17 protein-coding genes are annotated in these 22,336 nt (G+C 69.4%); 5 read left to right on the top strand and 12 right to left on the bottom strand.

Features of this window, described 5'->3' with window-relative positions; genetic code table 11:
- The first annotated feature begins 29 nt into the window (after window positions 1–29).
- A complete protein-coding gene (locus NR792_RS02755) occupies window positions 30–782 on the top strand; it encodes a hypothetical protein (RefSeq protein ID WP_375758504.1) in 753 nt (250 codons plus the stop codon).
- Window positions 783–851: 69 nt separating this feature from the next.
- Here the strand turns inward: NR792_RS02755 and NR792_RS02750 are convergent, their stop codons facing one another.
- The 6 genes from NR792_RS02750 to NR792_RS02725 form a co-directional block, all read right to left on the bottom strand.
- On the bottom strand, window positions 852–2,510 hold the full coding sequence (locus NR792_RS02750; protein WP_375758503.1) for a carboxypeptidase regulatory-like domain-containing protein: 1,659 nt from the start codon (window positions 2,508–2,510) through the stop codon (window positions 852–854).
- Window positions 2,511–2,727: 217 nt separating this feature from the next.
- Window positions 2,728–3,921 carry a pyridoxal phosphate-dependent aminotransferase gene (locus NR792_RS02745; RefSeq protein WP_375758502.1) on the bottom strand — a complete coding sequence of 398 codons (1,194 nt, stop codon included), beginning with the start codon at window positions 3,919–3,921 and terminating at the stop codon, window positions 2,728–2,730.
- 79 nt (window positions 3,922–4,000) lie between these two features.
- A complete protein-coding gene (gene coaD, locus NR792_RS02740; protein ID WP_375758501.1) occupies window positions 4,001–4,483 on the bottom strand; it encodes a pantetheine-phosphate adenylyltransferase in 483 nt (160 codons plus the stop codon).
- A 47-nt stretch (window positions 4,484–4,530) separates the two neighbouring features.
- Window positions 4,531–5,088, bottom strand: a complete 558-nt coding sequence (rsmD, locus tag NR792_RS02735; RefSeq protein WP_375758500.1) for a 16S rRNA (guanine(966)-N(2))-methyltransferase RsmD — start codon at window positions 5,086–5,088, stop codon at window positions 4,531–4,533.
- A gap of 10 nt (window positions 5,089–5,098) precedes the next feature.
- Window positions 5,099–6,142 carry a hypothetical protein gene (locus NR792_RS02730; protein WP_375758499.1) on the bottom strand — a complete coding sequence of 348 codons (1,044 nt, stop codon included), beginning with the start codon at window positions 6,140–6,142 and terminating at the stop codon, window positions 5,099–5,101.
- A gap of 47 nt (window positions 6,143–6,189) precedes the next feature.
- A complete protein-coding gene (locus NR792_RS02725; protein WP_375758498.1) occupies window positions 6,190–7,197 on the bottom strand; it encodes a cation diffusion facilitator family transporter in 1,008 nt (335 codons plus the stop codon).
- 113 nt (window positions 7,198–7,310) lie between these two features.
- Between NR792_RS02725 and NR792_RS02720 the strand changes: the two genes are divergently transcribed.
- From NR792_RS02720 to typA, 3 genes are all read left to right on the top strand, one after another.
- Window positions 7,311–8,900 (top strand): sigma 54-interacting transcriptional regulator, encoded by a 1,590-nt coding sequence (locus NR792_RS02720; RefSeq protein WP_375758497.1) that lies wholly within the window; start codon window positions 7,311–7,313, stop codon window positions 8,898–8,900.
- The gene (locus NR792_RS02715) at window positions 8,897–9,820 is read left to right on the top strand and encodes an alpha/beta fold hydrolase (protein ID WP_375758496.1); all 924 of its coding nucleotides are present in this window, start codon (window positions 8,897–8,899) and stop codon (window positions 9,818–9,820) included. The genes NR792_RS02720 and NR792_RS02715 overlap by 4 nt, the downstream gene beginning before the upstream one ends.
- A 165-nt stretch (window positions 9,821–9,985) precedes the next feature.
- Window positions 9,986–11,836 carry a translational GTPase TypA gene (gene typA / locus NR792_RS02710; RefSeq protein WP_375758495.1) on the top strand — a complete coding sequence of 617 codons (1,851 nt, stop codon included), beginning with the start codon at window positions 9,986–9,988 and terminating at the stop codon, window positions 11,834–11,836.
- A gap of 80 nt (window positions 11,837–11,916) precedes the next feature.
- Here the strand turns inward: typA and NR792_RS02705 are convergent, their stop codons facing one another.
- The gene (locus tag NR792_RS02705; RefSeq protein WP_375758494.1) at window positions 11,917–12,723 is read right to left on the bottom strand and encodes a hypothetical protein; all 807 of its coding nucleotides are present in this window, start codon (window positions 12,721–12,723) and stop codon (window positions 11,917–11,919) included.
- Between the two features lie 287 nt (window positions 12,724–13,010).
- Between NR792_RS02705 and NR792_RS02700 the strand changes: the two genes are divergently transcribed.
- Window positions 13,011–13,703 carry an aspartate/glutamate racemase family protein gene (locus tag NR792_RS02700; RefSeq protein WP_375758493.1) on the top strand — a complete coding sequence of 231 codons (693 nt, stop codon included), beginning with the start codon at window positions 13,011–13,013 and terminating at the stop codon, window positions 13,701–13,703.
- A 6-nt stretch (window positions 13,704–13,709) separates the two neighbouring features.
- Here NR792_RS02700 and cglE read toward each other — a convergent pair whose 3' ends face one another.
- The 5 genes from cglE to NR792_RS02675 form a co-directional block, all read right to left on the bottom strand.
- Window positions 13,710–14,309 (bottom strand): adventurous gliding motility protein CglE, encoded by a 600-nt coding sequence (gene cglE / locus NR792_RS02695; RefSeq protein WP_375761563.1) that lies wholly within the window; start codon window positions 14,307–14,309, stop codon window positions 13,710–13,712.
- Between the two features lie 164 nt (window positions 14,310–14,473).
- Window positions 14,474–16,552: a TonB family protein gene (locus tag NR792_RS02690; RefSeq protein WP_375758492.1), complete on the bottom strand. Its 2,079-nt coding sequence runs from the start codon at window positions 16,550–16,552 to the stop codon at window positions 14,474–14,476.
- A 56-nt stretch (window positions 16,553–16,608) separates the two neighbouring features.
- Window positions 16,609–16,893, bottom strand: coding sequence for a hypothetical protein (locus NR792_RS02685; RefSeq protein ID WP_375758491.1), 285 nt, complete (start codon window positions 16,891–16,893; stop codon window positions 16,609–16,611).
- Between the two features lie 158 nt (window positions 16,894–17,051).
- Window positions 17,052–18,563, bottom strand: coding sequence for a tetratricopeptide repeat protein (locus tag NR792_RS02680; RefSeq protein WP_375758490.1), 1,512 nt, complete (start codon window positions 18,561–18,563; stop codon window positions 17,052–17,054).
- On the bottom strand, window positions 18,560–22,219 hold the full coding sequence (locus NR792_RS02675; protein ID WP_375758489.1) for a tol-pal system YbgF family protein: 3,660 nt from the start codon (window positions 22,217–22,219) through the stop codon (window positions 18,560–18,562). The genes NR792_RS02680 and NR792_RS02675 overlap by 4 nt, the downstream gene beginning before the upstream one ends.
- Between the last annotated feature and the right edge of the window lie 117 nt (window positions 22,220–22,336).

The raw sequence follows: 22,336 nt of genomic DNA, 5'->3' as shown, positions 1-22,336 counted from the left end.
ACGCTGCCGCGCTTCCCACCGGAGGTTTCATGCGTCGCTGGCCCCTGGCCCTGCTCGTCCTTCTCTCCGCGCCCGCCCTCGCCCAGGACACCGCTCCCGCCACGCCCGCCCCCGCCGAGCCCACCCCGGCCCCCGCCCAGGCTCCGGCTCCCGCCGCGCCGACGCCGGCCGAGGCTCCAGCCCCTGCCGCGCCCACGCCGGCCCAGCCACCGGCGGCGTCCCCCACCCCGGCCCCGCGCAAGGCCGCGCCAGCGCCCACCCCGGCCCCGGCCGCCGCGCCCATGGCTCCCACCGCGCGCCCGCCGACGCCGCCCACCCCCTCCACCGCGGGCAGCGTCCAGCTGGGCCCGGGCCGTGAGGCCGCGCGCCCCAGCGAGGAGGACCTGTCCCCCGAAGGCATCGCGCGCACGATGATCCACAACGAAGCGCGCTTCCTCTTCCAGAGCCTGCTGACGGGGGATGTGCGCAACGCGTCCGCGGAGCTGTCGTATCCGTTCCAGCTGGAGGACAAGCGCTTCAACACCCCGGACGAGCTGGTGCAGGCGTGGGTGAAGCAGCTGCGCGCGCGGCGCACGGACCTGGTCACGCTCTACGACATCGAGGTGCTGCCCATCGCGGAGATGGAGAAGAAGTACGGCAAGCCGCCCGCGCGCCTGGGGTTGGATCCGCGCGCGCTCAAGGACACCTGGGCCGCGGTGGGCAACCTCTCCGGCCACGCGGCCATCTTCCTCTTCCGCGGCAGCCCGGACCTGAGCTGGCACGCCTTCGCGTACACGGACTGAAGACGACACGGGCGCCCGGTGTTCCCACCGGGCACCCTGTCCTGTCACCGCGATGTCGCGCCGCTCCTCTTAGAGAGGCGGCACCGCCAGGATGAGCCCCTGGGGAGGAGGAACGCGCTCACCGGCATACTCTCCCTTCCAGGAGACCAGGGTGCCGTCCTGCTTGAGCACCATGCCCCAGACTCCGTCCTTGACGGTCACGACCTGCGCGACCTGGGACAGGGCCTCCGTGGGCAGGTTGCACACGCCGTAGCCATTGCCCCAGCAGTGCACCTGGCCCGCCTTCGTGAGGGCATAGCCGTGCAGCGTGCCGCCCCCCACGGAGATGACCTCCGAGAGGTCCGAGGGAGGGGAACTTTCGCCCGTGAAGCTGGACCCGAATCCCGTCACGGTGCCGTCCCGCTTGAGGACGATGGTGTGGTTGCCCGCCGCCGCCACCTCCGCCACGTCCGAGAGGCCCGCGGGGACCGTCGTCGCGTTGTTCTCATTGTGACCCCAGGCCACCACGCGGCCGTCCATCGTCACCGCGACCACGTGGGTCAAGCCTCCGTCGATGGACACCACGTCCTTCAGCCCCTGGGGAACCACGGACTCCGGCTCCGAGTGCATGCTCCAACCGAGGACCGTCCCATCCGCCCGGAGCACGAAGCAGGTGTAGCGCGCGCAGGCCACGGCCACGCCGTCGTGCACGTCAAGGGGCGGGAGGTATGCGGCTTCACCGCCCCACAACACCAGCGAGCCGTCTGCCTTCAGCAGAACGCTGTGGTAGGTCCCCAGCGCGACGCCCACCAGGCCGCCCACCTGCGGGGGATTCTCGATGGGCGGCCACCCTTTTCCCCACGTCACGAGGGTGCCGTCGGGCCGGATGCCCGCGCCCAGGGAATTCTCGACGAACACCGTCCTGGCCCGCAGGACGCGCACCGAGTCCGTGACCACCGGGCGCCAGGACGCCTCCATCGTCACCACCACCGGCTGGTCCCCGGAAGCGAGCGACGCGGCCACCCGCGCGACGATCTTCGCGTCCGTCCAGGAGAAGTACTCCGCGACCGGAACCCCACCCACCGTCACCGTGCTCTCGCCACGCGCCATCCCGAAGGGCCCGCCCGTGATCGTGAGGACGCCGCCCTGCACCGACAACAGGGGGACGGTGACCGCCGGGGCGGTCTCATTCCGGGCCAGCACGAAGTCCACGGAGGGGTTCTCGTCGCGAACCACCGCCAGGTCCCGAGAGGCCTTCTTGTAGTGGTCCATGTGCGCCACCACGGTCCGGGCGCCCGGGAGCACCGCGGGCAGCGTGAAGGCGCCCTGCGCGTCCGTCACCGCGCTGACGTCGGTGCCAGGGACGGAGACGAGCACCCCCGCCGGAGAGCTGTTGTCCTCCATGCGGACGGTCCCCGTCACACGCCCCACGGCGAGCACGAGCTTGAGCGACACCTCCGCCGCCGCCCCGGCCTTGACCTCCACCCGCTGCGAGCTGTCGACGTAGTCCGCGTGGGACGCCACCAGCGTGTGTCCACCGCGCGGCAGGTTCGACAGGGTGAACTCGCCCAGCGAATTCGACGTGGCCACGGCGCCCGTGCCGTCCACGCGTACCTGGGCGCCCGCCAGCGCGTCCCCCGCTTCTGTCGTGACGTGTCCCCGCACCTGCCCCATGTCGTCATCAGCGCCACAAGCGGACAGCACGGCCAGGAGCAGCGCCCAGAGCGCGCCCTTTCTCTTCATCATCATGTGGATTCTTCCCGGTGGAGGGCGCGAGGCGCCCGGTCAGTCTGGTGAAGCCGTTCCGGGCACGACGTCCCGTAACGAACCCCTCAAACGCGCTGGGAGTGCGAAAATTGACTCTGTGCGTGTTTTTCCAGATCACGCGAAGTGAAGAAGAAATCCGGGGCGTCAACACCCCAGACCGCTGCTTCACCTCACCGGGATGACGGACCCGCGCCCGCGCTCAGCCCAGCGCGGCGACGAAGTCCCGCAGGCGCGCGAGGCCCTTCTGGAGCACCTCGCGCGAGGTGACGAAGCTCATGCGGATGTAGCCCGGCGCGCCGAAGGGGTCTCCCGGCACCGCCGCCACGAGGAAGTCGTTGAGCAGCGCCTCGGAGAGCTGCAGCGAGTCCGTCAGCGGCTTGCCCTTGTACGTCTTGCCCAGCAGGCCGCGCACGTCCGCCATCGCGTAGAAGGCCCCTTCCGGCAGCCGGCAGCGGATGCCGGGGATGGCGTTGAGCCCCGCGACGAACAGGTCCCTGCGCGCGCGGTACTCGTTCACCATCGCGGTGATGGTGTCCGTGGGGCCGTTGAGCGCAGCCAGCGCCGCCTTCTGGGTGATGGAGGACGCGTTGGAGGTGGACTGGTCCTGCACGAGCTGCATGCCGGAGATGAGCGCCTTGGGCCCGGCCGCGTAGCCCAGCCGCCAGCCCGTCATCGCGTAGGACTTGGACAGGCCGTTGGACACCAGCAGCCGGGGCACCAGGTCCGGCGCCACGTTGCCGATATTGAGGAACGGCTCCCCCGTGTAGAGGAGCTTCTCGTACATGTCGTCGGTGACGAGCATGCAGTCGTGGCCGCGCACCGCGTCCGCGATGCCCTCCAGCGTGGCGCGCGAGTACACCGCGCCCGTGGGGTTGGCCGGGCTGTTGAGCACGATGGCGCGCGTGCGCGGGGTGAGCGCCTTCTTGATGGCGGCGGGGTCCGGCGCATAGCCGTCCTCCTCGCGCGTGGGGACGATGACCGGCGTGCCGCCCGCCAGGTGCACCATGTCCGGGTAGCTCACCCAGTACGGCGCGAAGATGATGACTTCATCCCCTTCATCCAGCAGCGCCTGGAAGCAGTTGTAGAGCGACTGCTTGCCGCCCGCCGTCACCACCACCTGATCCGGCGCGTACTTCAGGCCGTTGTCCTTCTCCAGCTTGCGGCAGACCGCCTCGCGCAGCTCCGGCATGCCCGCGGTGGCGGTGTACTTGGTGAAGCCCGAGCGGAGCGCGTCGATGGCCGCCTGCTTCACGAACTCCGGCGTGTCGAAGTCCGGCTCACCGGCGGCCAGCACCACCACGTCCTTGCCACTGGCGGCGAGCGCCTTGGCGCGGGCGTTGAGGGCCAGGGTGGCGGAGGGCTTGATGGCTTGCAGCCGGCGGGCGAGTTTCATGCGCCCTGCCTAGCGCGGAACTCCCGAAGCGGACAAGCACAACGGGCGCGCTGCGTTGCCCTGTCGCCGCTCCGGGGCCCTACGGTTTCGGGCCGAACTTCTTCTTCAGCCCCGCGTTCACGTTCGGGGGGACGAGCCCCTCCACGTTGCCTCCGAAGGTGGCGACCTCCCGGACGAGCTGCGAGGAGATGTAGAAGTAGTCCTCGCCCGTCATCATGAAGACAGTGTCGATGTCCGGCGCCAGCTTGCGGTTCATGTTCGCCAGCTGGAACTCGTATTCGAAGTCCGACACCGCGCGCAGCCCGCGGATGACGACGCTCACGTTGCGCTGGTGCACGTAGTCCACGAGCAGGCCGTGGAAGGCGTCCACCTCCACGCGGCTGTCGTTCACCGCCTCGCGGATGAGCTCGATGCGCTCCTCCTGGCTGAAGAGGGGCGTCTTCTTCGGGTTCACCGCGATGGCGACGATGAGCCGGTCGAACATCTTCAGGCTGCGCTGGATGAGGCTCAGGTGCCCGTTGGTGAGCGGATCAAACGAACCAGGATAGATGGCAACCGGCATGGGTGCCCGGAAGTCTCGGCGGGCCCAGGGGGCGGGTCAAGCGCACGTCACGGCGCCCGGTAGAAGCTCACCAGGGTGTCCCCGAACCGGCGCTGGTCCTCCCGGGTGAGCCCGGCGTGGGCGTCCGGGGCCGCCTCCCGCTTGTCGTGCTCCACCACCACGGTGCCGCCCGGCGTCACCACGCCCGCGGCCGCCACCGCCTCCAGCACCGTCTCCACCACGCGCGCCGCGTAGGGCGGATCCGCGAAGACGAGCTCGAACTTCTCCCCCTGCTTGCCCAGCGTCCCCAGCGCACGGACCACGGGCTGCGCCAGGATGGACACCTGGGCGCTGAAGCCCAGGGCGTCGGTGTTCTTGCGGCACAGCTCCAGGGCCTCGCGGTCCTGGTCCACCAGCACCAGCCGGCCCGCGCCCCGCGACAGGGCCTCCAGCCCCAGCGCGCCGGTGCCCGCGTACAGGTCCAGCACGGCCTGGCCGTCCAGGAACTGGCCCAGCATGTTGAAGATGGTTTCCCGGACCCGGTCCGCCGTGGGGCGGATGTGTCCGGACGACGGCTTGGGCCCCGTCAGGGCCCGGCCCTTCGCGCTGCCTGCCACGATGCGCATGGGCGCCCTTCTAGCCCAGGTCGCCGTCCGGCTTCGCCAGGAACGCCATGGCCACCGACGCCGAGCGGTGCGCCCCCAGCGCCGCCAGCGTCTCCGTGGCCTCCGCGAAGGACAGCGCCTCCAGCGTCTCGCGCGCGCCAGGCGACAGGGGCGGCAGCCCCTCCTCCAGCACGGACAGCAGCTCGCCGGCCGGCATGCCCGCCGCCTGGGCCCGCGCCACCACCGGCTCGCGCACCTCCGGCGGCCAGGCGCGCAGGGCCAGCGGTCCCAGGGGCCCTCCCCGGTCCACCTTGCGCACGCCCGCGGCCACGTAGCTGGCCAGCCCCCGCGCCGCCCCCGTGGACACGTCCTCCACCGTCACCGCCACGCCCTTGGCCGAGGCGGTCTCCACCACCCGGCGCAGCTCCTCCACGTCCAGCTCACCGTCCCCCAGCTGCGCGTCCGGCACGCGCAGCAAGCGCACCGGGACCTGCCACTGCGACAGCCCCTCCAGCAGCGTCGCGCACGCGTCCACCAGCCCGCCGGAGGACACCTGCGGCGGGGAGACCTCCAGCGACAGCTCGCGCTCCTTGAGCGGGCCCACCAGCGCGTTCACCGCCTCCACGGCCTCGTAGGACGTGAGGCGCGACAGATCCAACGACACCAGCGCGAAGCCCGCGTCCACCACGCGGAAGAGCCCTTCCTGGAGCGCGTCCAGCACGTCCGCGTCCGTGGACGTCACCCGGATGGGACCGGCCTGGAGGAACAGGGGCCGGGTGTGCCCGGCCTCCTGGGCGGCCGCGTGCACCGCCTGCACGAAGCGCTCGGGCGCGCCCCGGTCCGCCAGCGGGTGCGGACACGCCAGGCCCAGCACCGCGTCCTCCGCGCGCGCGGCGCCCAAGAGGCCCGGCAGCGCGCCCTTGGACAGCACCGGCAGGCACGGCAGCGCCATGGGCGTGGACTCCAGCGCCCGCAGCAGCTCCCGTGGATCCAGCAGGGGCACCCGGGAGCCCGGGCCCACCCGCGCCACCACGTTGCCCGGCCGCAGCGACAACACCTTGTCCAGCACGCTCATAGGAGCCGGCGAGAATCCCCGCCCCGCGCGCCTTTCGCAAGCGTGAGTCAGTGCACCTCGCCCAGGTGGGCGTAGGACTGGCTCTCGATCTGGATGGTGGTGTGGTCGATGCCGAAGCGGTCGAAGAGGTCGTGCTTCACCGCGGACAGGATGTCGTCGTTGTTGCAGACCATGGGGTCCGCCACCACCAGGTGCGCGGACAGCGCGTACATCCCGCTGGAGATGGTCCACACGTGCAGGTCATGCACCGCCTGCACGCCCGGCACCTTCCCCATGAGATCCCTCACCTGCTCCAGGTCCACGTGCGCGGGCACCGCCTCCAGCAGCACGTCCACCGCGTCCTTCACCAGCCGCAGCGCGCCCACGACGATGATGGCGGAGATGAGCACGGAGATGATGGGGTCCACGATGTACCAGCCGGTCCACCACATGATGCCCGCGCCAATGAGCACGCCCACCGACGACAGCGTGTCCCCCAGCACGTGCAGGAACGCGCCGCGCACGTTCATGGAGTGCGTCTGGTGCAGGAAGCCCAGCGCCGCCAGGTTCGCGACCAGGCCGATGCCCGCCACCAGCGACATGGTCCCCAGCTCCACCGGGGCCGGCGTGCGCATGCGCTCCCAGGCCTCCATCAGGATGAAGATGGTGATGACCAGGAGCAGCACCCCGTTGAGCAGCGCGCTCAGGATCTCCATCCGGTAGTAGCCGTAGGTCTTCTTCAGGTCCGCGGGCCGCCCGGCGAACCACAGCGCCAGCAGGCTCAGGACCATGGCCGACACGTCCGTCAGCATGTGCCCGGCGTCGGAGAGCAGCGCCAGCGAGTTGGTGAGGAAACCCCCCACCGCCTCCGCCACCATGATGGTCGCCGTCAGCCCCAGCGCGAACAGCAGCCGGCGGCGGTCCTTGCGCCGCTCCTCCGCCAGCCCGCCCCGCTTGGGGCCGTGCGAATGTCCATGCCCATGGCCATGCGAGTGCCCATGGTGGGAATGGTCATGATCGTGGTCGTGCGAATGGCCGTGCCCTGCCCTGCCGTGTGTATGTGGGGGTGCGCTCACAGGGAACCAGGGTACGCGAACAGCGCCGTCATTCAGACAGGTGCCGCTGGATTGATTTCGGACAACCCCGTAGATCCATTGTCCTGATCCGCAACAGGGCGAGGACCGTGGGGATGGACTTCGAGAAGCATCAGAATCTGCACACCATTGTCATGTTGAGGGATGTCATCCGCAAGTGGTGGCAGGTGGAGCTGTCGTTCGCGGATCGCAACGGCCTGGTCCACGACTGGCAGCGCGGGGATTTCATCCCGCCGCCCAACGACTTCTGCCGCCACTCGCTGGGGGCGCGGGAGGGGATGCGGCGGTGTGCCCAGTCGGTGCGGGTGCTCCACGAGAAGTTCAAGGCCGCCAAGAACCTGCGCCGCTCGCTGTTCCACGACTGCCACCTGCGCCTGTCCATCGTGGGCGCGCCGCTCTACATCCGCAACGAGTACGAGGGCTTCCTCTTCGTGGAGGGCTTCGCCCGCCAGCCGCTCACGCCCGGCGACGGCCAGGTGCTGCTGGGGAAGATGCGCGACATCGCCCCCGGGGCGCTGCTGGAGCTGGAGGGCGCCGCGGAGCGCGTGCCGGTGCTGGACGGCTCGGAGCTGAGCAAGCTGTCGGACCTCTTGGAGTTCGCGGTGACGGAGATCGCCAACCAGGAGGTGGAGCTCACGCGCAAGGAGGAGACCATCCAGTCCATGGCCTCCGAGCTGTCCAACCGCTACCGCTTCGAGAAGATCATCGGCCGCTCCGGGGCCATGAACGAAGTCTTCCGCCTGATGGAGAAGGTGGCGAACTCCGACTCCACCGTCCTCATCAACGGCGAGTCCGGCACGGGCAAGGAGCTGGTGGCGCGCGCCATCCACCACAACGGCCCGCGCAAGGACAAGCCGTTCGTCGTGCAGAACTGCTCCGCCTTCAACGACAACCTGCTGGAGAGCGCCCTCTTCGGGCACACCCGGGGCGCCTTCACCGGCGCGCTCAAGGACAAGAAGGGCCTCTTCGAGGTCGCGGACACGGGCACCTTCTTCCTGGATGAAGTGGGCGACATGTCCCCCGCCCTCCAGGTGAAGCTCCTGCGCGTGCTCCAGGAGGGCACCTTCCTGCCCGTGGGCGGCACCCAGTCCCGCGAGGTCGACGTGCGCGTCATCGCCGCCACCCACAAGGACCTGGGCGAGCTGGTCAAGCGCGGCGAGTTCCGCGAGGACCTCTTCTACCGCATCAACGTCATCCGCCTGCAGCTGCCGCCCCTGCGCGAGCGCAAGGACGACCTGCCCGTCCTCATCGACCACTTCCTGCGCAAGCACCACCGCGAGGGCCAGCGCGCGCGCGGCCTGGCGCCGGAGGCCCTGGGCATCCTGGGCGCGTACGCGTGGCCCGGGAACATCCGCGAGCTGGAGAACGAAATCGAGCGGCTGCTGGTGCTGGGCGGCGAGCTGGAGGTCATCCCCGCGGAGCTGCTCTCCAGCCGCATCCGCGACGCCGTCGTCCCCGGAGGCGGGCCCTTCATCGCCCCGCGCGCGCACGGCAAGCTGCACGAGGCGGTGGAGTCCCTGGAGAAGGAGATGATCCACCAGGGCCTGGTGCGCACCCGCTACAACAAGAGCCGGCTGTCGCGGGAGCTGGGCATCAGCCGCTCCAACCTCATCCTGAAGATCTCCCGCTACGGGCTGGACAAGGGCATCCCCGAAGGCCTGGACGCGGACGAGGTGGAAGCGTGAGCGCGCCCCATGGACAGGCGGTCTCCTTCCGCCAGGACTCGCTGCGGGTCCCCGACGGCGCGGACCTCTACTACCAGGTGCGGGGCGAGGGCAGCCCGGGCATGGTGCTGTGCGACGGCCTGGGCTGTGACGGCTTCGCGTGGAAGTACCTCCTGCCCTACCTGGGCCGGCGCCACCGCGTGCTCAGATGGCACTACCGGGGCCACGGCAAGAGCACCGTCCCCACGGACCGCACGCGCATCGGCATGGAGTACACCTGCGACGACCTGGCGCGGGTGATGGACGCGGCGGGCATGGAGAAGGCCGTCCTCTTCGGCCACTCCATGGGCGTGCAGGTGGCGCTGGAGTTCCACCGCCGCTACGCCCGGCGCGTGGAGGGGCTGGTGCTGGTGTGCGGCAGCTACGGCCTGCCCCTGGACACCTTCCATGACTCCACGCTGCTCAAGCGCCTCTTCCCCACCCTGAGGGCCGCGGTGGAGCGCTTCCCCCGCCACACCGCGCGCATCGTGCACGGGGCGCTCACCACGGAGCTGGTGGTGCAGCTGGCCATCCGCCTGGAGATGAACCCGGAGCTCATCGCGCGCAACGACCTGGCGCCCTACTTCACGCACCTGGCGCGGATGGACCCCGTCGTGTTCGTGCGCACCCTGGACTCGCTGGCGAACCACACCGCCGAGGACCACCTGGAGCGCGTGGACGTGCCCACCCTGGTGGTCGCCGGGGAGAAGGACCGCTTCACCCCCGGGTGGTTGTCCCGGAAGATGGCCGAGCGCATCCCCGCCTCCGAGCTCCTGATGATTTCCGAGGGCACCCATACCGCCCCACTGGAAGTCCCGGGGCTCGTGGAGCTGCGCGTGGAGCGCTTCCTCAGAGAGCGGCTGGGGGTTGAAACCGCGGAGTCACAGCCAAAGGTGGGATAAGCGCCCGGCGGGTGGGGGGCTTGATTGTTTGCCTGCTGGACACCCGCGTTCATTGCAGGTGGGAAGCCCCCGGCATATAAGCCCCCGCCTTCCGGGTTCCGGTGGGATTGAGAAACCCCGTCCTGGGCGTCTCTCCTCGCACCTTCTTTCAGTCAGTTGGTCCGCATGATCTCTCGCGAAAACATCCGCAACGTCGCCATCGTCGCTCACGTCGACCACGGCAAGACCACCCTCGTCGACCACCTGCTCCGGCAGGCAGGCACCTTCCGCTCCAATGAGCACGTGGCCGAACGGGTCATGGACTCGAACGACCTCGAACGCGAGAAGGGCATCACCATCCTCGCGAAGAACACCGCCGTCTCCTACAAGGGGATGCAGATCAACATCATCGACACCCCGGGCCACGCCGACTTCGGTGGCGAGGTGGAGCGCGGTCTGCGCCTGGTCGATGGCGTCATCCTGCTGGTGGACGCCGCTGAAGGTCCCCTGCCCCAGACGCGCTTCGTGCTCACCAAGGCGCTGGCCATGGGCCTGAAGACGGTGCTGGTCATCAACAAGATCGACCGTCAGGACGCCCGGGCCAAGGAAGTGCTGGACCTGGTGTACTCGCTCTACATCGACCTGGGCGCGAACGAAGAGCAGTTGGAGATGCCCGTCCTCTACACCGTCGCGCGCCAGGGTCAGGCCTCCACGTCGCTGGACGTGCCGGGCAAGACGCTGGAGCCGCTGTACGACGCCATCATCAAGCACATCCCGCCCCCGCCCGCGCCCCCGGCGGAGCAGACGACGCTGCAGCTGCTCGTCGCCAACCTGGACTACGACGACTACGTCGGCCGTCTGGCGGTGGGCCGCGTGCAGGCGGGCCGCATCACCCCGAACATGCCCGTGTCCGTCGTCCGCGAGGGCGGCAAGGTGCAGCAGGGCAAGGTCGTGAAGCTGTTCGGCTTCTCCGGCCTGAAGCGCACGGAGATCCCGGACGCGGGCCCCGGTGAGATCGTCTCCATCGCGGGCATTGAAGAGATCTCTATTGGCGACACCATCGCGGACGCCGAGAAGCCCGTGGCGCTGCCGCGCATCACCGTGGACGAGCCCACGATGATGATGATCTTCAAGGTCAACGACGGGCCGCTGGCGGGCAAGGAGGGCAAGTACGTCACCTCCCGCAACCTGCGCGAGCGCCTGTACCGCGAGGCCTACCGCAACGTGGCCGTGCGCGTGGAGGACACCGCGACGCCGGACGCGTTCCGCGTGGTGGGCCGTGGCGAACTGGCGCTGGCGGTCATCATCGAGAACATGCGCCGCGAGGGCTACGAGCTCACCGCCTCCAACCCGGAGCCCATCACCAAGGTGGTGGACGGGCAGACGCACGAGCCCATGGAGCTGCTCTTCTGCGACGTGCCGGAGAACAGCGTGGGCGCGGTGACGGAGCGCCTGGGGCCCCGCAAGGGCCGCATGACGGACATGGCGCAGCTGGGCTCGGGCCGCACCCGCCTCCAGTTCCGCATCCCCGCGCGCGGCCTCATCGGGTTCCGCTCGGAGTTCCTCACCATCACCCGCGGTGAGGGCATCATGAGCAGCCAGTTCGACGGCTTCGAGCCGTGGTTCGGCTACATCCCGAAGCGCGCCAACGGCGCGATGGTCTCCGACCGCCTGGGCGACACGGTGCCCTACGCGCTGTTCAGCATCCAGGAGCGCGGCCAGCTCTTCATCGGCGCGGGCGTGACGGTGTACGAGGGCATGATCATCGGCGAGCACGCGCACCCGTCCGAGCTCAACGTCAACTGCTGCCGCGAGAAGAAGCTCACCAACATCCGCGCCGCCGGCCGCGACGAGAACGTCATCCTCGTGCCGCCCAAGGAGATGGGGCTGGAGAAGGCCCTGGAGTGGATCGCCGACGACGAGCTCGTCGAGGTGACGCCCAAGTCCGTGCGCATGCGCAAGAAGGCGCTGGCCGTGGGCGAGCGCTACCGCGCCGAGCGCGACCGCAAGCGCGAGGAGCGCGCCGAGGCGGAGTAGTCCTTCGCCTTGAACGCCTGAAGCTTCCAGGGGCCGTCACCCGCGCACACGCGGGTGGCGGCCCCTCTTTCGTTCCAGGCCTAGAAGCCGAACTGGACGAGCCGGGCGCGGTACGGCGAGGAGTTGCTCCGGCCCGCCTGGTCGTCCCAGCCCTTGAACTCCACGTCGTCCAAGAGCCGCTCCGTCTGGCCGTTGACGGTGACGGCGTTGATCAACGGCGCGCTGAGGGACCCCACGTTGCGGGCCGCGAGCCGGTTCTCCGGGTCCAGCGCCTCCTGCCGTCCCTGGGAGCAGCTGTCGGTGAAGTAGCAGCCCCGGTCGCAGGTGGCCTTCGCGTTGTAGGCGCCGTGCTTGTTGCCGGCCACGTAGATGCGCGGCGCGCCCCGGAACGCGCCCGCGTATTCGAGCTGCGCGTAGGAGTACCAGCCCGACGAGTCGCAGGCCGACTCCAGGTGCGCGGACAGGAAGGCCTGGTCCAGGAACCAGCGGCCGTCGGCGTAGTGCACGTCCAGCACCTGGAACTCGGAGTCCCCGTCGTGCGCGAAGACGTTGAAGATGCCCAGGCTGGGGATGCCGTGATCCTCGAAGTAGGCGCTCATGTAGAAGATGCGCAGGGTGTGCAGCGCGGAGTTCAGGCGCCGCGCCGCGAAGTACGGCCGCCGCGCCACGCCCTTCTCGCCCTGGGCAATCCACAGCGTGGGCATGAAGGCCGCCGCCACCTGGAGCTCGCAGGTGTCGCTCACGCCGTCACCGTCCGCGTCCGGCACCTGGCCCCAGCACGCTTCCGCGGGCGGCAGGTCTGGGAGGCCCTGCGCGAGCGCGGGGACGGACAGCAACGACAGCACCAGCACCCACGCGCGGGCGCGGGAACGGACGACGGGGGTCATGGGCATACCTGCAAGGGGCTGCGAGGGTGCCTTCCACGGTGCGCACACGGCGAAGGGACCTGAATCCGCCCCCCGGTCGTGGCCCGTGTCCGCCGCCCGTCGAAGCGGTAGTAGAACCGCGCACGGACGTCCGGCGGGAGGAAGCGTGGAGTCGAACGCGGGAAAGCCTCGGGGCCTCTTGTATCCGCGCCCGGATCCCCGGCACTTCGAGCACGTCCGCGTCCCGCGAGCTACGCCCGGCAGGCGGCGCATGGAGCGGACCCTCAATCAATGAAGGGACGAAACGGATGAAGACGATTGGATTGCTGGGCGGGATGAGCTGGGAGTCCTCGGCGGAGTACTACCGGCTGATCAACGAGCACGTGAAGCGAGAGCTGGGGGGCCATCACTCCGCGAAGGTCGTCCTCTACAGCGTGGACTTCCAGGAGATTGAGCACGCCCAGAGCAGCGGCCGGTGGGACGAGGCGGCCCGCATCCTGTGCGACGCCGCCCGGGCGCTGGAACGCGCGGGGGCCGAGGCCCTGGTGCTGTGCACCAACACCATGCACAAGCTGGCGGCGGACCTCTCCTCCGCCATCCGCATCCCCTTCCTCCACATCGCGGAGGCCACCGCCCAGGAGGTCCTCCGCGCCGGGGTGAAGACCGTGGGCCTGCTCGGAACGCGCTACACGATGGAGCAGGACTTCTACAAAGGCAGGCTCGCCGAATCAGGCCTGGAGGTCCTGGTGCCCACCGACGAGGAGCGCCAGGTAGTCCATGACGTCATCTACCAGGAGCTGTGCCTGGGCCAGGTGAAGGCCGCCTCCCGGGAGCGCTACCAGCGCATCATGGAGAGCCTGGTCCGCCGGGGCGCCCAGGGCATCATCCTGGGCTGCACGGAGATCACCCTGCTGATCAAACCCGGTGACGCGTCGGTGCCGGTGTTCGACACCACGGCCATCCACGCCCGGAAGGCCGCCGGGTTCTGTCTGGGCTCGTAGCCCGTCTCAGAACGTGTACTTCACGCGCGGGAACACGGCGAACGTCATGATGTTGGGCCCGATGATGTAGCGCCCGAGCAGGTCCGCGCCCACGGAGAAGTGCTCGAAGGACGTCGCGTACTCCACGCCCACGCCCAGGCCCGCGTTGAAGGCGTTGATGGAGCGGCCCGGGTCCCCCTTCTCCGGATCCACCGGCGTGGGGTCCAGGCGCGTGTAGCCCGCCGCCACCTTGGGCGTCAGGTAGAAGCGGTGGGCCAGCTGCACGTGGTACGCGGCCGTCAGGTCGCCGAAGGCCACCGTGAAGTTGTCCGACAGCGCGCAGACATTGGACTCCGGCAGGTAGCCCGCGAAGCAGTTCTGCGCGGAGGAGCCCAGCGCGAAGTGGGCGCCCAGCGACAGCCGCTCCGTCAGGTCGTAGCCGATGCCCAGCTGCACGTACGACTGCGCGTTGGAGTAGCTGTTCTCGCCGCCCACCGTGAAGAACACCCCGACGTCGGTCTCGGTGAAGAACCCCCGGCGCGGCTCGAATGGGACGCCCTCCGGCGGGGTGGCTCCCAGGGCCGGCGTCGCCAGCGCGAACGCGGCCAACAGCAGCGACTTCCTCACGACTCCTCCCGTCACGTTGTCCTCCTGCTCCCTCGCACTCCAGGCAGCAGCGGCACGGACAGTAGTGATGCCGGGCACGAAACGGCAGCGGGGAAAAACGAAAATGGCGTGGACCGTTTCGTCCACGCCACTTCGGTCTTCCAGTCTACGAATCGCGCCCCGGACTACTCAGCGGCGTCCGCGCCCGAGGGCGAGAACAGCCAGGGGTACGTCACGTTCACCACGCCGCCGCCCTTGGGCTCCGGGAACTTCCAGCGGCGGATGCGGGAGATCATGCACTGCTCCGCGGGGGTGCTGCCCAGCGTGGACTCCGACACGGTGGCGTCCGCCACCGCGCCCGCCGGGTCGATGGTGAAGGCCACCGCGACCTTGCCGGCCAGCGACGGGTTCTTGTTCAGCTCCGACTCGTAGCAGTACTTGATCTCGTTCTGGTGCCGCCGGATGACCTTGGCGATGACGTCCTTGTCCAGGCCGCCAATCACCGTCGTCTTGCCGGGGATGACCTTGGTGACGGACTTGCCGCGGCCGCCCAGGTCGATGCCGCCGGACCCACCCGTGCCCCGGCCGTTGCCCTGGGTGCCCAGGCCGCCGATGCCCAGCGCCGTGCCGCCACCGCCGTTGCCCGTGCCGCGCGAACCCAGGCCGCCCACGCCGTGCGCGTCACCCATGGCCGCGCCGCCCTTGAGGCCGCCCAGCGAGTTGTTGATGCCGGTGCCGATGCCGCCCGGACCGAACACATCCGACGCGCCACCCTTCATGCCCTTGAGCGCGCCCAGCAGACCGACCTTGCCCACCACCTGGCGGTCCTTCTCCTTCTTGCTCTTGTCCACCACCGGGGTGCCCGGCTTGGAGGGCGCGGCCTCCTCCTGCTTCGCCTCCTGCTTGCCGAACTTGCCCTCTTCGTCCTTGGCCTTGGCGCCCTCTTCCACGCCGGAGAGCTGGAGCTTCTTCGCCTCCTCCTTCTTCTGCGGGGCGATGAGGAACTTGGCCACGCGCTGCTGGGACTCGAAGACGTCGTCCGCGGACTTCGTCTCCGTGCGCGGCGTCAGCACCATGGCGGTGACGAACGCCGCCGCCACGAGCAGGCAGATGGCGGAGATCTTGAAGAAGCTGAAGTCGCGGTCCGACAGCGACGTCGCCAGGATGGCCGGCGACGGCTTCACGTAGCGCATCACGAACGCCACCGTGCCCAGCGACACCTCCGCCCGGTCATGCAGGCCCAGGGTGAAGAGCTGCTCCTGGTCCGGCGTGGCGTTGTTGAGCTGGCCCGCGGCGCGCAGCGCGTCCTTCGTGCGCACGTCACCGTTGTTGGTGACGAACACGCCGGAGCCCGCCGGAGCGCGCAGCTCCAGCTTGTCGCCCTTGCTCACCGCGAGCACGTGGCTCTTGCCCACCTGCGGCGAGTACACGGTGAAGGTGTTCTTCGCGCCCTCGCCGATGGTGACCGGCGCGCCGTCCTTGAAGTGCTGGACCTCCAGCATCTGGTCGCCCCAGAGCATGGAGACCTGCAGCACCTTCGCGTCAGGCGTCGGCTGCGCGTCCCGGGGCAGCGGCTCCTGCAGGTGCGGCGGAGGCTGCGGCTTGCGGGCCGCCGCCACCTGGGGAGGCGTGGCCTTGCGCGCCGCCACCGGAGGCGCCGGAGGACCGAACACCGGGGTGGACGTCACGTTCGTGGACACCTGCGTGCCCAGCGCGCCCGCCGGAGCGGAGCGCGGCGTGCTCACCGTGCCCACCACGTTGGCCGCGTTCATCGCGGGCCGCGGAGGAGGAGGCGCCTGCCGCATGTTCGGAGGCACCGGGGCCGCGTGGGCCACCGGCGCCGCGTGGGCCACCGGCGCCGGAACCGGAGCCGCCGGAGGCATCACCGGGCGCTGCTGGAACACGCCGGGCTGGGCCACCGCCGCCGCCGGAGCCACCGGCCGGGGCGCGTCACCGAAGAGCACCTCCACCTGAGAGGTGCCCACCGTGAGCACGTCCCCGGGCTTGAGCGCCGTGGGGATGATGAGCTTCTGCCCGGACACCTGGGTGCCACCTTCACTGCCCAGGTCGATGGCCGTCACGGAGCCATCGTTGTCCACCTTCAGCATCACGTGGAGGTTGGACACGCGCGGATCCTGAATCTTCACCGCCGCCTGGGCGCCCGACCCCACGATGACACTCTCCGCCTCCGAAACCGTCTCCTGGATGGAGCCGTCGGGGGTGGTGATCCGAAGCGTCAAACCGTTTTTTCTCGCCGCCGCCATGAAGTTCTTCCTTCTTCCCTTCCCGTCCCGAAAACGTTCAACGCCACCTGTGCTGTCTAGAGATTGTCCGCCGACTTCTGAAGCTCCGGGTCGAAGTTCTCCCGGACCTTGATGAGGCTCTGGAAATCCGTCTTCTTGCGGTTGAGCACGTAGGAGCCCTCCGGCTTCGTGAGCTCGCCCTCCACCGCGACATCCGTGAAATCAATCACCGTCTTCTTGCGGTACACGGTGCGATCCTCCTCCTGGATGATCTTCACCGAGTCCCTGCCGCTGTCCTGCGCCAGGGCGGGAGCCGCCCCCAGTCCCGCCACCATCACCATCGCTGCCAGCAGTCTTTTCATGTGATGTCTCCGCCAGGCCCGCTTCGCGCCATCCATTGCAGGGCTCGCACCAACTCCAAGTCCCTGGATTCTAAGGGAGTCGCCCGGCCGCTTGCACCTGGGGGCCTGGAGACGGGAAGAAAGTTCTCGTCCTTCCCGCCAGGGCGACTGTTGTTTCTTCAGGGCGTCGGCGCAGGCGAAGGCGCCGCCTGTCCATTGCCAGACGTTTCGTTGGCGGCGGGCGCGGCCGGAGCCGCTTCGGGAGCCGCCTCCGAAGCCGCCTCGGGCGCACCGGTGCTGCCTTCCGCGGCGCCCTCGGCGGGGATCTGCTCGGGCGCGTTGGCGTCCTGGGGCAGCTGGTTCATCACGGACGAACCCGCGCCTCCGGTGGCGGCCGCGTCCGTCTTGGGCTCGCCCTCCGCCTCCGCCGTGGCGGCCGGAGCCGGCGCCGGCGGCGGGTTCTTGAGCATGTTCTGCAGGCCGTTCACCTTGGCGGTGATGAGCTGCTTGTCCTGATCCGTCGAGACGGGCAGCTCCTTGCAGCGGTCCAGGAACGCGATGGCCTTCTCGAAGCCCGCGCGGTCGGCCGCGTACGCCCAGCCCGCGCCGCACACCGCCTCCGGCTTGTCCGCGGCGCGCGCGAGCACCTTCTCGAAGGCCTCGCCCGCGGCCACGCCCTTCTTCGGATCCAGGCCCTTCTGGCCGTCCAGCGCGTACGCCAGGTACAGCTGGCCCTCCAGGCCGTCGGGCTCCAGGGACAGGGCCTTGGTGAAGGCCTTCTCCGCGCCCGCGTAGTCGCGGTAGCTCAGCGCCAGGGCGCCCAGGTTGAGGTGGCCGGGCGCGAAGTTGTCATCCAGCGACACGGCCTTCTGGAACTGGGCGAGCGCGCGCGGGCGGTCGTCCATCTTCAGGTAGATCATCCCCAGCGTGTTGGAGATGGCCGGGTCGTCCTGCGCCACCTTGCGCGCGTTGATGACCAGCAGCTCCGCCAGGCGGTACTGGCCTCGGTCGTACGCCACCAGCGCCAGCGTCTTGTACGCCTCCGCGTTGTCCTTGCTGCGCGCGAGCACGCGCCGGCCGGTGGCCTCCGCCTCGTCCAGCTTGCCCGCCAGCCGGTACGTCGCGGCCAGCGCGTTGAGCACGGGCTCGTCGTGTTCGTGGCCCGGCGTCTGGAGCGCCTTCGTGTACAGCGCGAGGGCCTCGTCCAGCTGGCCCTCGTGCCGGTGCATCAGCCCCAGGTTCATCACCGACGGGGTATGCGCCGGATCGAGGGTGAGCACCTGCTCGTACGCCGCGCGGGCGTCCGCCGGGCGGCCCTGCTTCTCCGCGATGACGCCCAGGTTGAACCGGGCGTTGAGCGCCTTGGGCTCCTGGGAGACGACCGCCTCGAAGCCCTTGCGCGCGGCGTCCAGGTCACCGGCCTCGTAGGCCTTCAGGGCCTCGGCGAACTGGCCGTCGGTGTCACCCTTCTGCACCGGGGCGGGCGCGGGCGTGGCGGCGGCCACGGCGGCGGGCTTCTCCACCGTGTTCATCGCGACCGGCGTGGGGCGGGGCCCCGTGGCGCAGGCCGTGGTGAAGGCGAAGGCGAAGGCCCCCGCCAGGAACATCCGCTTGGTGCGAAAGCCGTTCATCCCCGTCGTCCCCATCCCCTTCAACTGGCTGCTGATGTCGATGCTGTGGTTCGTCTTCACGGCCGCACCCCCTCGAGCGACGCGGTGGGTTCAGGCTTCGCGGCCTCCGGGGCCCCTTCCGGAGCGGCAGGCTTCGCGCCCTCGGCGGGCACGGCCTCCGGCGCGGCGGCGGGCTTCGGCTCCGCGGAGGCGCTGATGGGGCCGTTGAGGTCCTTCAGCACGCCCGCGGCGATGCGCGAATCACTGCTGCCCCGGTACGTCACCGGCTTCACCTGGGCGTAGGCGCCCGGACGCAGCTTGTTGATCTGATCCTGCGCGGCCAGCGTCCACTCGCTGTAGATGCCCAGCTCGTAGGCCTTCTGGAGGCCCTTCTCCAGGGCCTCGCTGGACTTCTCCTCCAGGGGCATGGCCAGGTTCTCCAGCTCCGCGCGGTACATGCTGAGCTGCTCGTCATCCAGCCCGGAGGGGTCCGGCGAGTCCATGATGTTGCGCGCGAAGTCCGCGTACGCGAGGCCAATGCGGGTCAGCGCCGCGATGCCCCACTCGCCGGAGCCCGTGGCGAGCACCGCCGCGTACTCCTTCTCCACGCGCAGCATCTCCTTCTGCTTGGCCTGCAGGTCGCGGCGGATGGTGGAGACGCGCGTGAACTTGATGTCGCTGAAGCGCTTCCACGTGGGCTCCAGCGCCAGGAAGCGCGCGTGGCCGTACGCGTTGAGCACCGCGGTGTCCTTGCGCACGCTCTCCGCCAGCTTGTTCCAGCCGCGCACCAGCTCCTCCTGCGCCTTCTCCTGGCCGCGCACGTCCTTCATCTTCTGGTACGCGAGCAGCTGGTGGTAGCGCGCCAGGTACGGCTGCCCCGCGGCGGTGCGCGAGTCCCGGCCGTAGTCCTCCACGAAGCGGTCGAAGGCGCGGGCCGCGTCGCCCCACTTCTTCTCCTTCTCCCACACGAGGCCGATGGAGAACGCCACCTGGGGCACGTCCTTGCGGTCCTTGAAGCGCGTCAGGTAGCTGTTCCAGGCGTTGACGGCCTTCTGGGACTCGCCCAGGCCGTCGTACCAGACGCCCGCGTTGAAGAGGGCGTCCGCCACCCACTCGCCCGCCGCGTCCACCTGCGCCTTGCGCTCGGCGGCCTTCTGCGCGCGCTTGGACTCCGCGTCCTCCGCGGCGCCCGGCGTGTCGTCCTTCTTCGCGACGGTGGTGGCCTTGGCCTTCTTCTCCTTGTCCTTCTTCGACTGCGACTCGCGGGCCTTGAGGGCGGCGTCGTACTCGGCCACGAAGGACTCGGACATGGCCGCGGCCTTCTTGAACTCGGCGACCTTCTCGTAGAGGCCGGACAGCGTGTAGCGGGTCTTCAGCTCGAAGTTGCTGTTCGGGTACTCCTTGAGGACGCGCTCGCCGGCGGTGATGCCCTTGTCCACCTCACCGGCCTCCTGCGCGATGACCATCGCGTAGGTGAGCGCGCGGTCCGCGTTCTCCGACTTGGGGAACTCCGTCACGAAGGCGAGGAACTCCTCGGCGGCCTTCGCCGGGTTCTTCTCCTTCTTGTAGACGACCTCGTCCACGTACTTGTACTGGCTGCCCTCCACCACGCGGGCCACGCGCAGGGCGAAGTCCGAGCCGGGCTTGGACAGCTTCTTGTTGCCCAGGAACTTGCGCGAGAGCGTGTTGAGCTCCTGCCACTCCTCGCGGCTCTCCAGCACGTACATGGTCAGGTCCGCGGCGTCGCGCGAGCGGCGCTCCTCCGGGAACTTGTCGATGATCTCCCCGAAGCGGCGGGCCGCGTCCACGAAGTGCGCGCGGTCGTAGAGGATGACGGCCGCCTGGTAGCGCAGGTCGATCTCATCCTGGTTGCCCGGGAAGAGGGTGTTGTACGTGTCGCACGCGGCGACCAGCCGGTCCTCGAACTTGGTGAGCGGCTGCTCGGCCTGCTCCTTGGCGTCGCGCTTCACCAGCTTCTGCCTGGCGACGTCGCCCTTGTCCTTCTTCTCGTCGACCTTCTGGCCGTCCTTCAGGTCGCTCTTGGAGAGCTGGCCGCGTTCAATCTTGACGAGCTTGTCGTAGGCGAGCACCGCGTTGTACGCGGCGGACTTGCGGTAGGACTCGTTGGAGACCTCCTTCGCGGAGTCGCGGTCCGGGATCTTGAACGCCACCACGGCGTCGTACTCACCGGCGGCGGCCTCCCACTCCTCCAGGGCCCAGAGGATTTCAGCGTAGAAGAAGCGGATGTTGAAGGCGGAGTCCGCGACGAACTCCGGGTTGTCGCTGGAGGCGAACGCGTCCACGTACTGCTTGTAGATGTCGCGCGCGAGCCGGTAGGTCTCCACCTGGCGCGTCTTCTGCGCCTCCTGGTGGTACTCGGTGACCATCACGCGCATGGCCTCTTCGGTCACGCTGAAGGCGTTGCGCAGCACGCCCGCGTTGCCCGCGTTGGCGGTCCACCACTCGCCACCCGGGCGGTAGAGGTCCACCATCCGCTTCATCTCCTTGCGGACCTGCTGGCGCTGGCGCAGCCCTTCGTAGGCGCGCACCACGGCCTGCTGGTACTCGGGAGCGTTCGCGCCCATGGGCGCGTCGTCGATGAGCGTGCGGTACACCAGGATGGCGCTGTCGAAGTGGCCCGCGTCCACCAGGCCCGCGGCCGTCTTGGCGAGCAGCCGGCCCTGGCGCTTGGGCGGGGCCTTCTGCTTGAAGTAGGCGAGCGCCTCCTTGGGCTGATCCAGCTGGACGTAGAAGACGGTGAGGTCGTTGAGGGCCTCCGTGCGCAGGTCGCCCAGCTCCTCGCCGCGCTGGCTCGCGTAGTCCACGACCTCGTGGAGCTTCTTCAGGCCCGCGTCCAGGTCGCCCGCGTTGAAGTCACACCAGGACAGCTTGTAGGTGGCGTAGGCGTAGATCTTGGGAACGCCGGAGTCGCGCGCCTTCTCGTAGTTCTCCTTCGCGGGCGCGAGCTTGTTGTTCTCGAAGTAGTGGTTGCCCAGCTGGATGTACGCGTCCGGGACGAACTGCGACTTCGGGAAGTCGCGGATCAGCTCCTCGTAGCGCGCCACCGCGTCCTCGCGGCGGTTGAGCTCGTAGAGGTTGTAGCCCAGGGAGAAGAGGACCTCGTCGCGGGCCGGGTAGTCCGGGTACTCGCTGAGGATGGCCTCGTAGATGCGCATGGTCTCGGCGCGGTAGCGCTCCGACTCACGGTGGTCCTGCTCCGGAGCGGTGGCCTTCTCGCCGCGCGCCACGGCGGCGTCGTAGGCCTTCTCCGCCGTGAGGAACTTCTCCATCTCCAGCTGGTAGAGGTACTTGGACTTCTCCCAGTAGAGCTCCGACAGGCGGTACTGCATCTCCGCCTTCTGGGTGGAGGTCTCCTGCAGCTTGGGGATGAGGCGCTTGAAGCCTTCAATGGCCTCGTCGCGCTTCTTGTCCGCGAGCGCGTCCTTCTTGGAGTCCGCGATGCGCGGCACGTCCGCGAACTTGGCCGTGGCGGGCTTCACCCGCGCCGGGCCCTTGCGCATGTCCTGGGGCGCGACGCCGGGCGGCAGCTCCGCCTTCTTCGCCTCCTCCTTGTCCTTCTTGCTGGCCTCGGCCTTCCTGGCCGCGGCCTTCGCAGAAGAGGACTTCTTCGTCGCCACCTTGCGCGGCGGTGCCGTCTGCTCCGCCGCCTCCCCCACCCCACCGGCCGCGAGCGCGACGCCCACCGCCAGTGCACCGAACCGAAGAACCACCTTCATGCGAGCTCCTGGAGAACCGCGCCTCGCCACCCTGGGAAAACTTCTGCCCAGTTGGGAGGGACGACGGAAAGTAGACGCGGGTACCCAGATTGAGAAGTGGCCCGGAACGTGCCTTGT

The organism is Corallococcus exercitus, from assembly GCF_042231735.1.
Lineage (GTDB): Bacteria > Myxococcota > Myxococcia > Myxococcales > Myxococcaceae > Corallococcus > Corallococcus exercitus_B.
This window is presented reverse-complemented; position numbering and strand designations above follow the sequence as displayed.

What these genes read in the sequence shown, in the direction of transcription:
- NR792_RS02720 (WP_375758497.1), top strand. Translation starts at nt 7,311, where the DNA reads ATGGACTTCGAGAAGCATCAGAATCTGCACACCATTGTCATGTTGAGG.
- NR792_RS02755 (WP_375758504.1), top strand. Translation starts at nt 30, where the DNA reads ATGCGTCGCTGGCCCCTGGCCCTGCTCGTCCTTCTCTCCGCGCCCGCC.
- NR792_RS02730 (WP_375758499.1), bottom strand. Translation starts at nt 6,142, where the DNA reads ATGAGCGTGCTGGACAAGGTGTTGTCGCTGCGGCCGGGCAACGTGGTG.
- NR792_RS02705 (WP_375758494.1), bottom strand. Translation starts at nt 12,723, where the DNA reads ATGACCCCCGTCGTCCGTTCCCGCGCCCGCGCGTGGGTGCTGGTGCTG.
- NR792_RS02750 (WP_375758503.1), bottom strand. Translation starts at nt 2,510, where the DNA reads ATGATGATGAAGAGAAAGGGCGCGCTCTGGGCGCTGCTCCTGGCCGTG.
- NR792_RS02745 (WP_375758502.1), bottom strand. Translation starts at nt 3,921, where the DNA reads ATGAAACTCGCCCGCCGGCTGCAAGCCATCAAGCCCTCCGCCACCCTG.
- coaD (WP_375758501.1), bottom strand. Translation starts at nt 4,483, where the DNA reads ATGCCGGTTGCCATCTATCCTGGTTCGTTTGATCCGCTCACCAACGGG.
- rsmD (WP_375758500.1), bottom strand. Translation starts at nt 5,088, where the DNA reads ATGCGCATCGTGGCAGGCAGCGCGAAGGGCCGGGCCCTGACGGGGCCC.
- NR792_RS02700 (WP_375758493.1), top strand. Translation starts at nt 13,011, where the DNA reads ATGAAGACGATTGGATTGCTGGGCGGGATGAGCTGGGAGTCCTCGGCG.
- NR792_RS02685 (WP_375758491.1), bottom strand. Translation starts at nt 16,893, where the DNA reads ATGAAAAGACTGCTGGCAGCGATGGTGATGGTGGCGGGACTGGGGGCG.
- NR792_RS02690 (WP_375758492.1), bottom strand. Translation starts at nt 16,552, where the DNA reads ATGGCGGCGGCGAGAAAAAACGGTTTGACGCTTCGGATCACCACCCCC.
- NR792_RS02675 (WP_375758489.1), bottom strand. Translation starts at nt 22,219, where the DNA reads ATGAAGGTGGTTCTTCGGTTCGGTGCACTGGCGGTGGGCGTCGCGCTC.
- typA (WP_375758495.1), top strand. Translation starts at nt 9,986, where the DNA reads ATGATCTCTCGCGAAAACATCCGCAACGTCGCCATCGTCGCTCACGTC.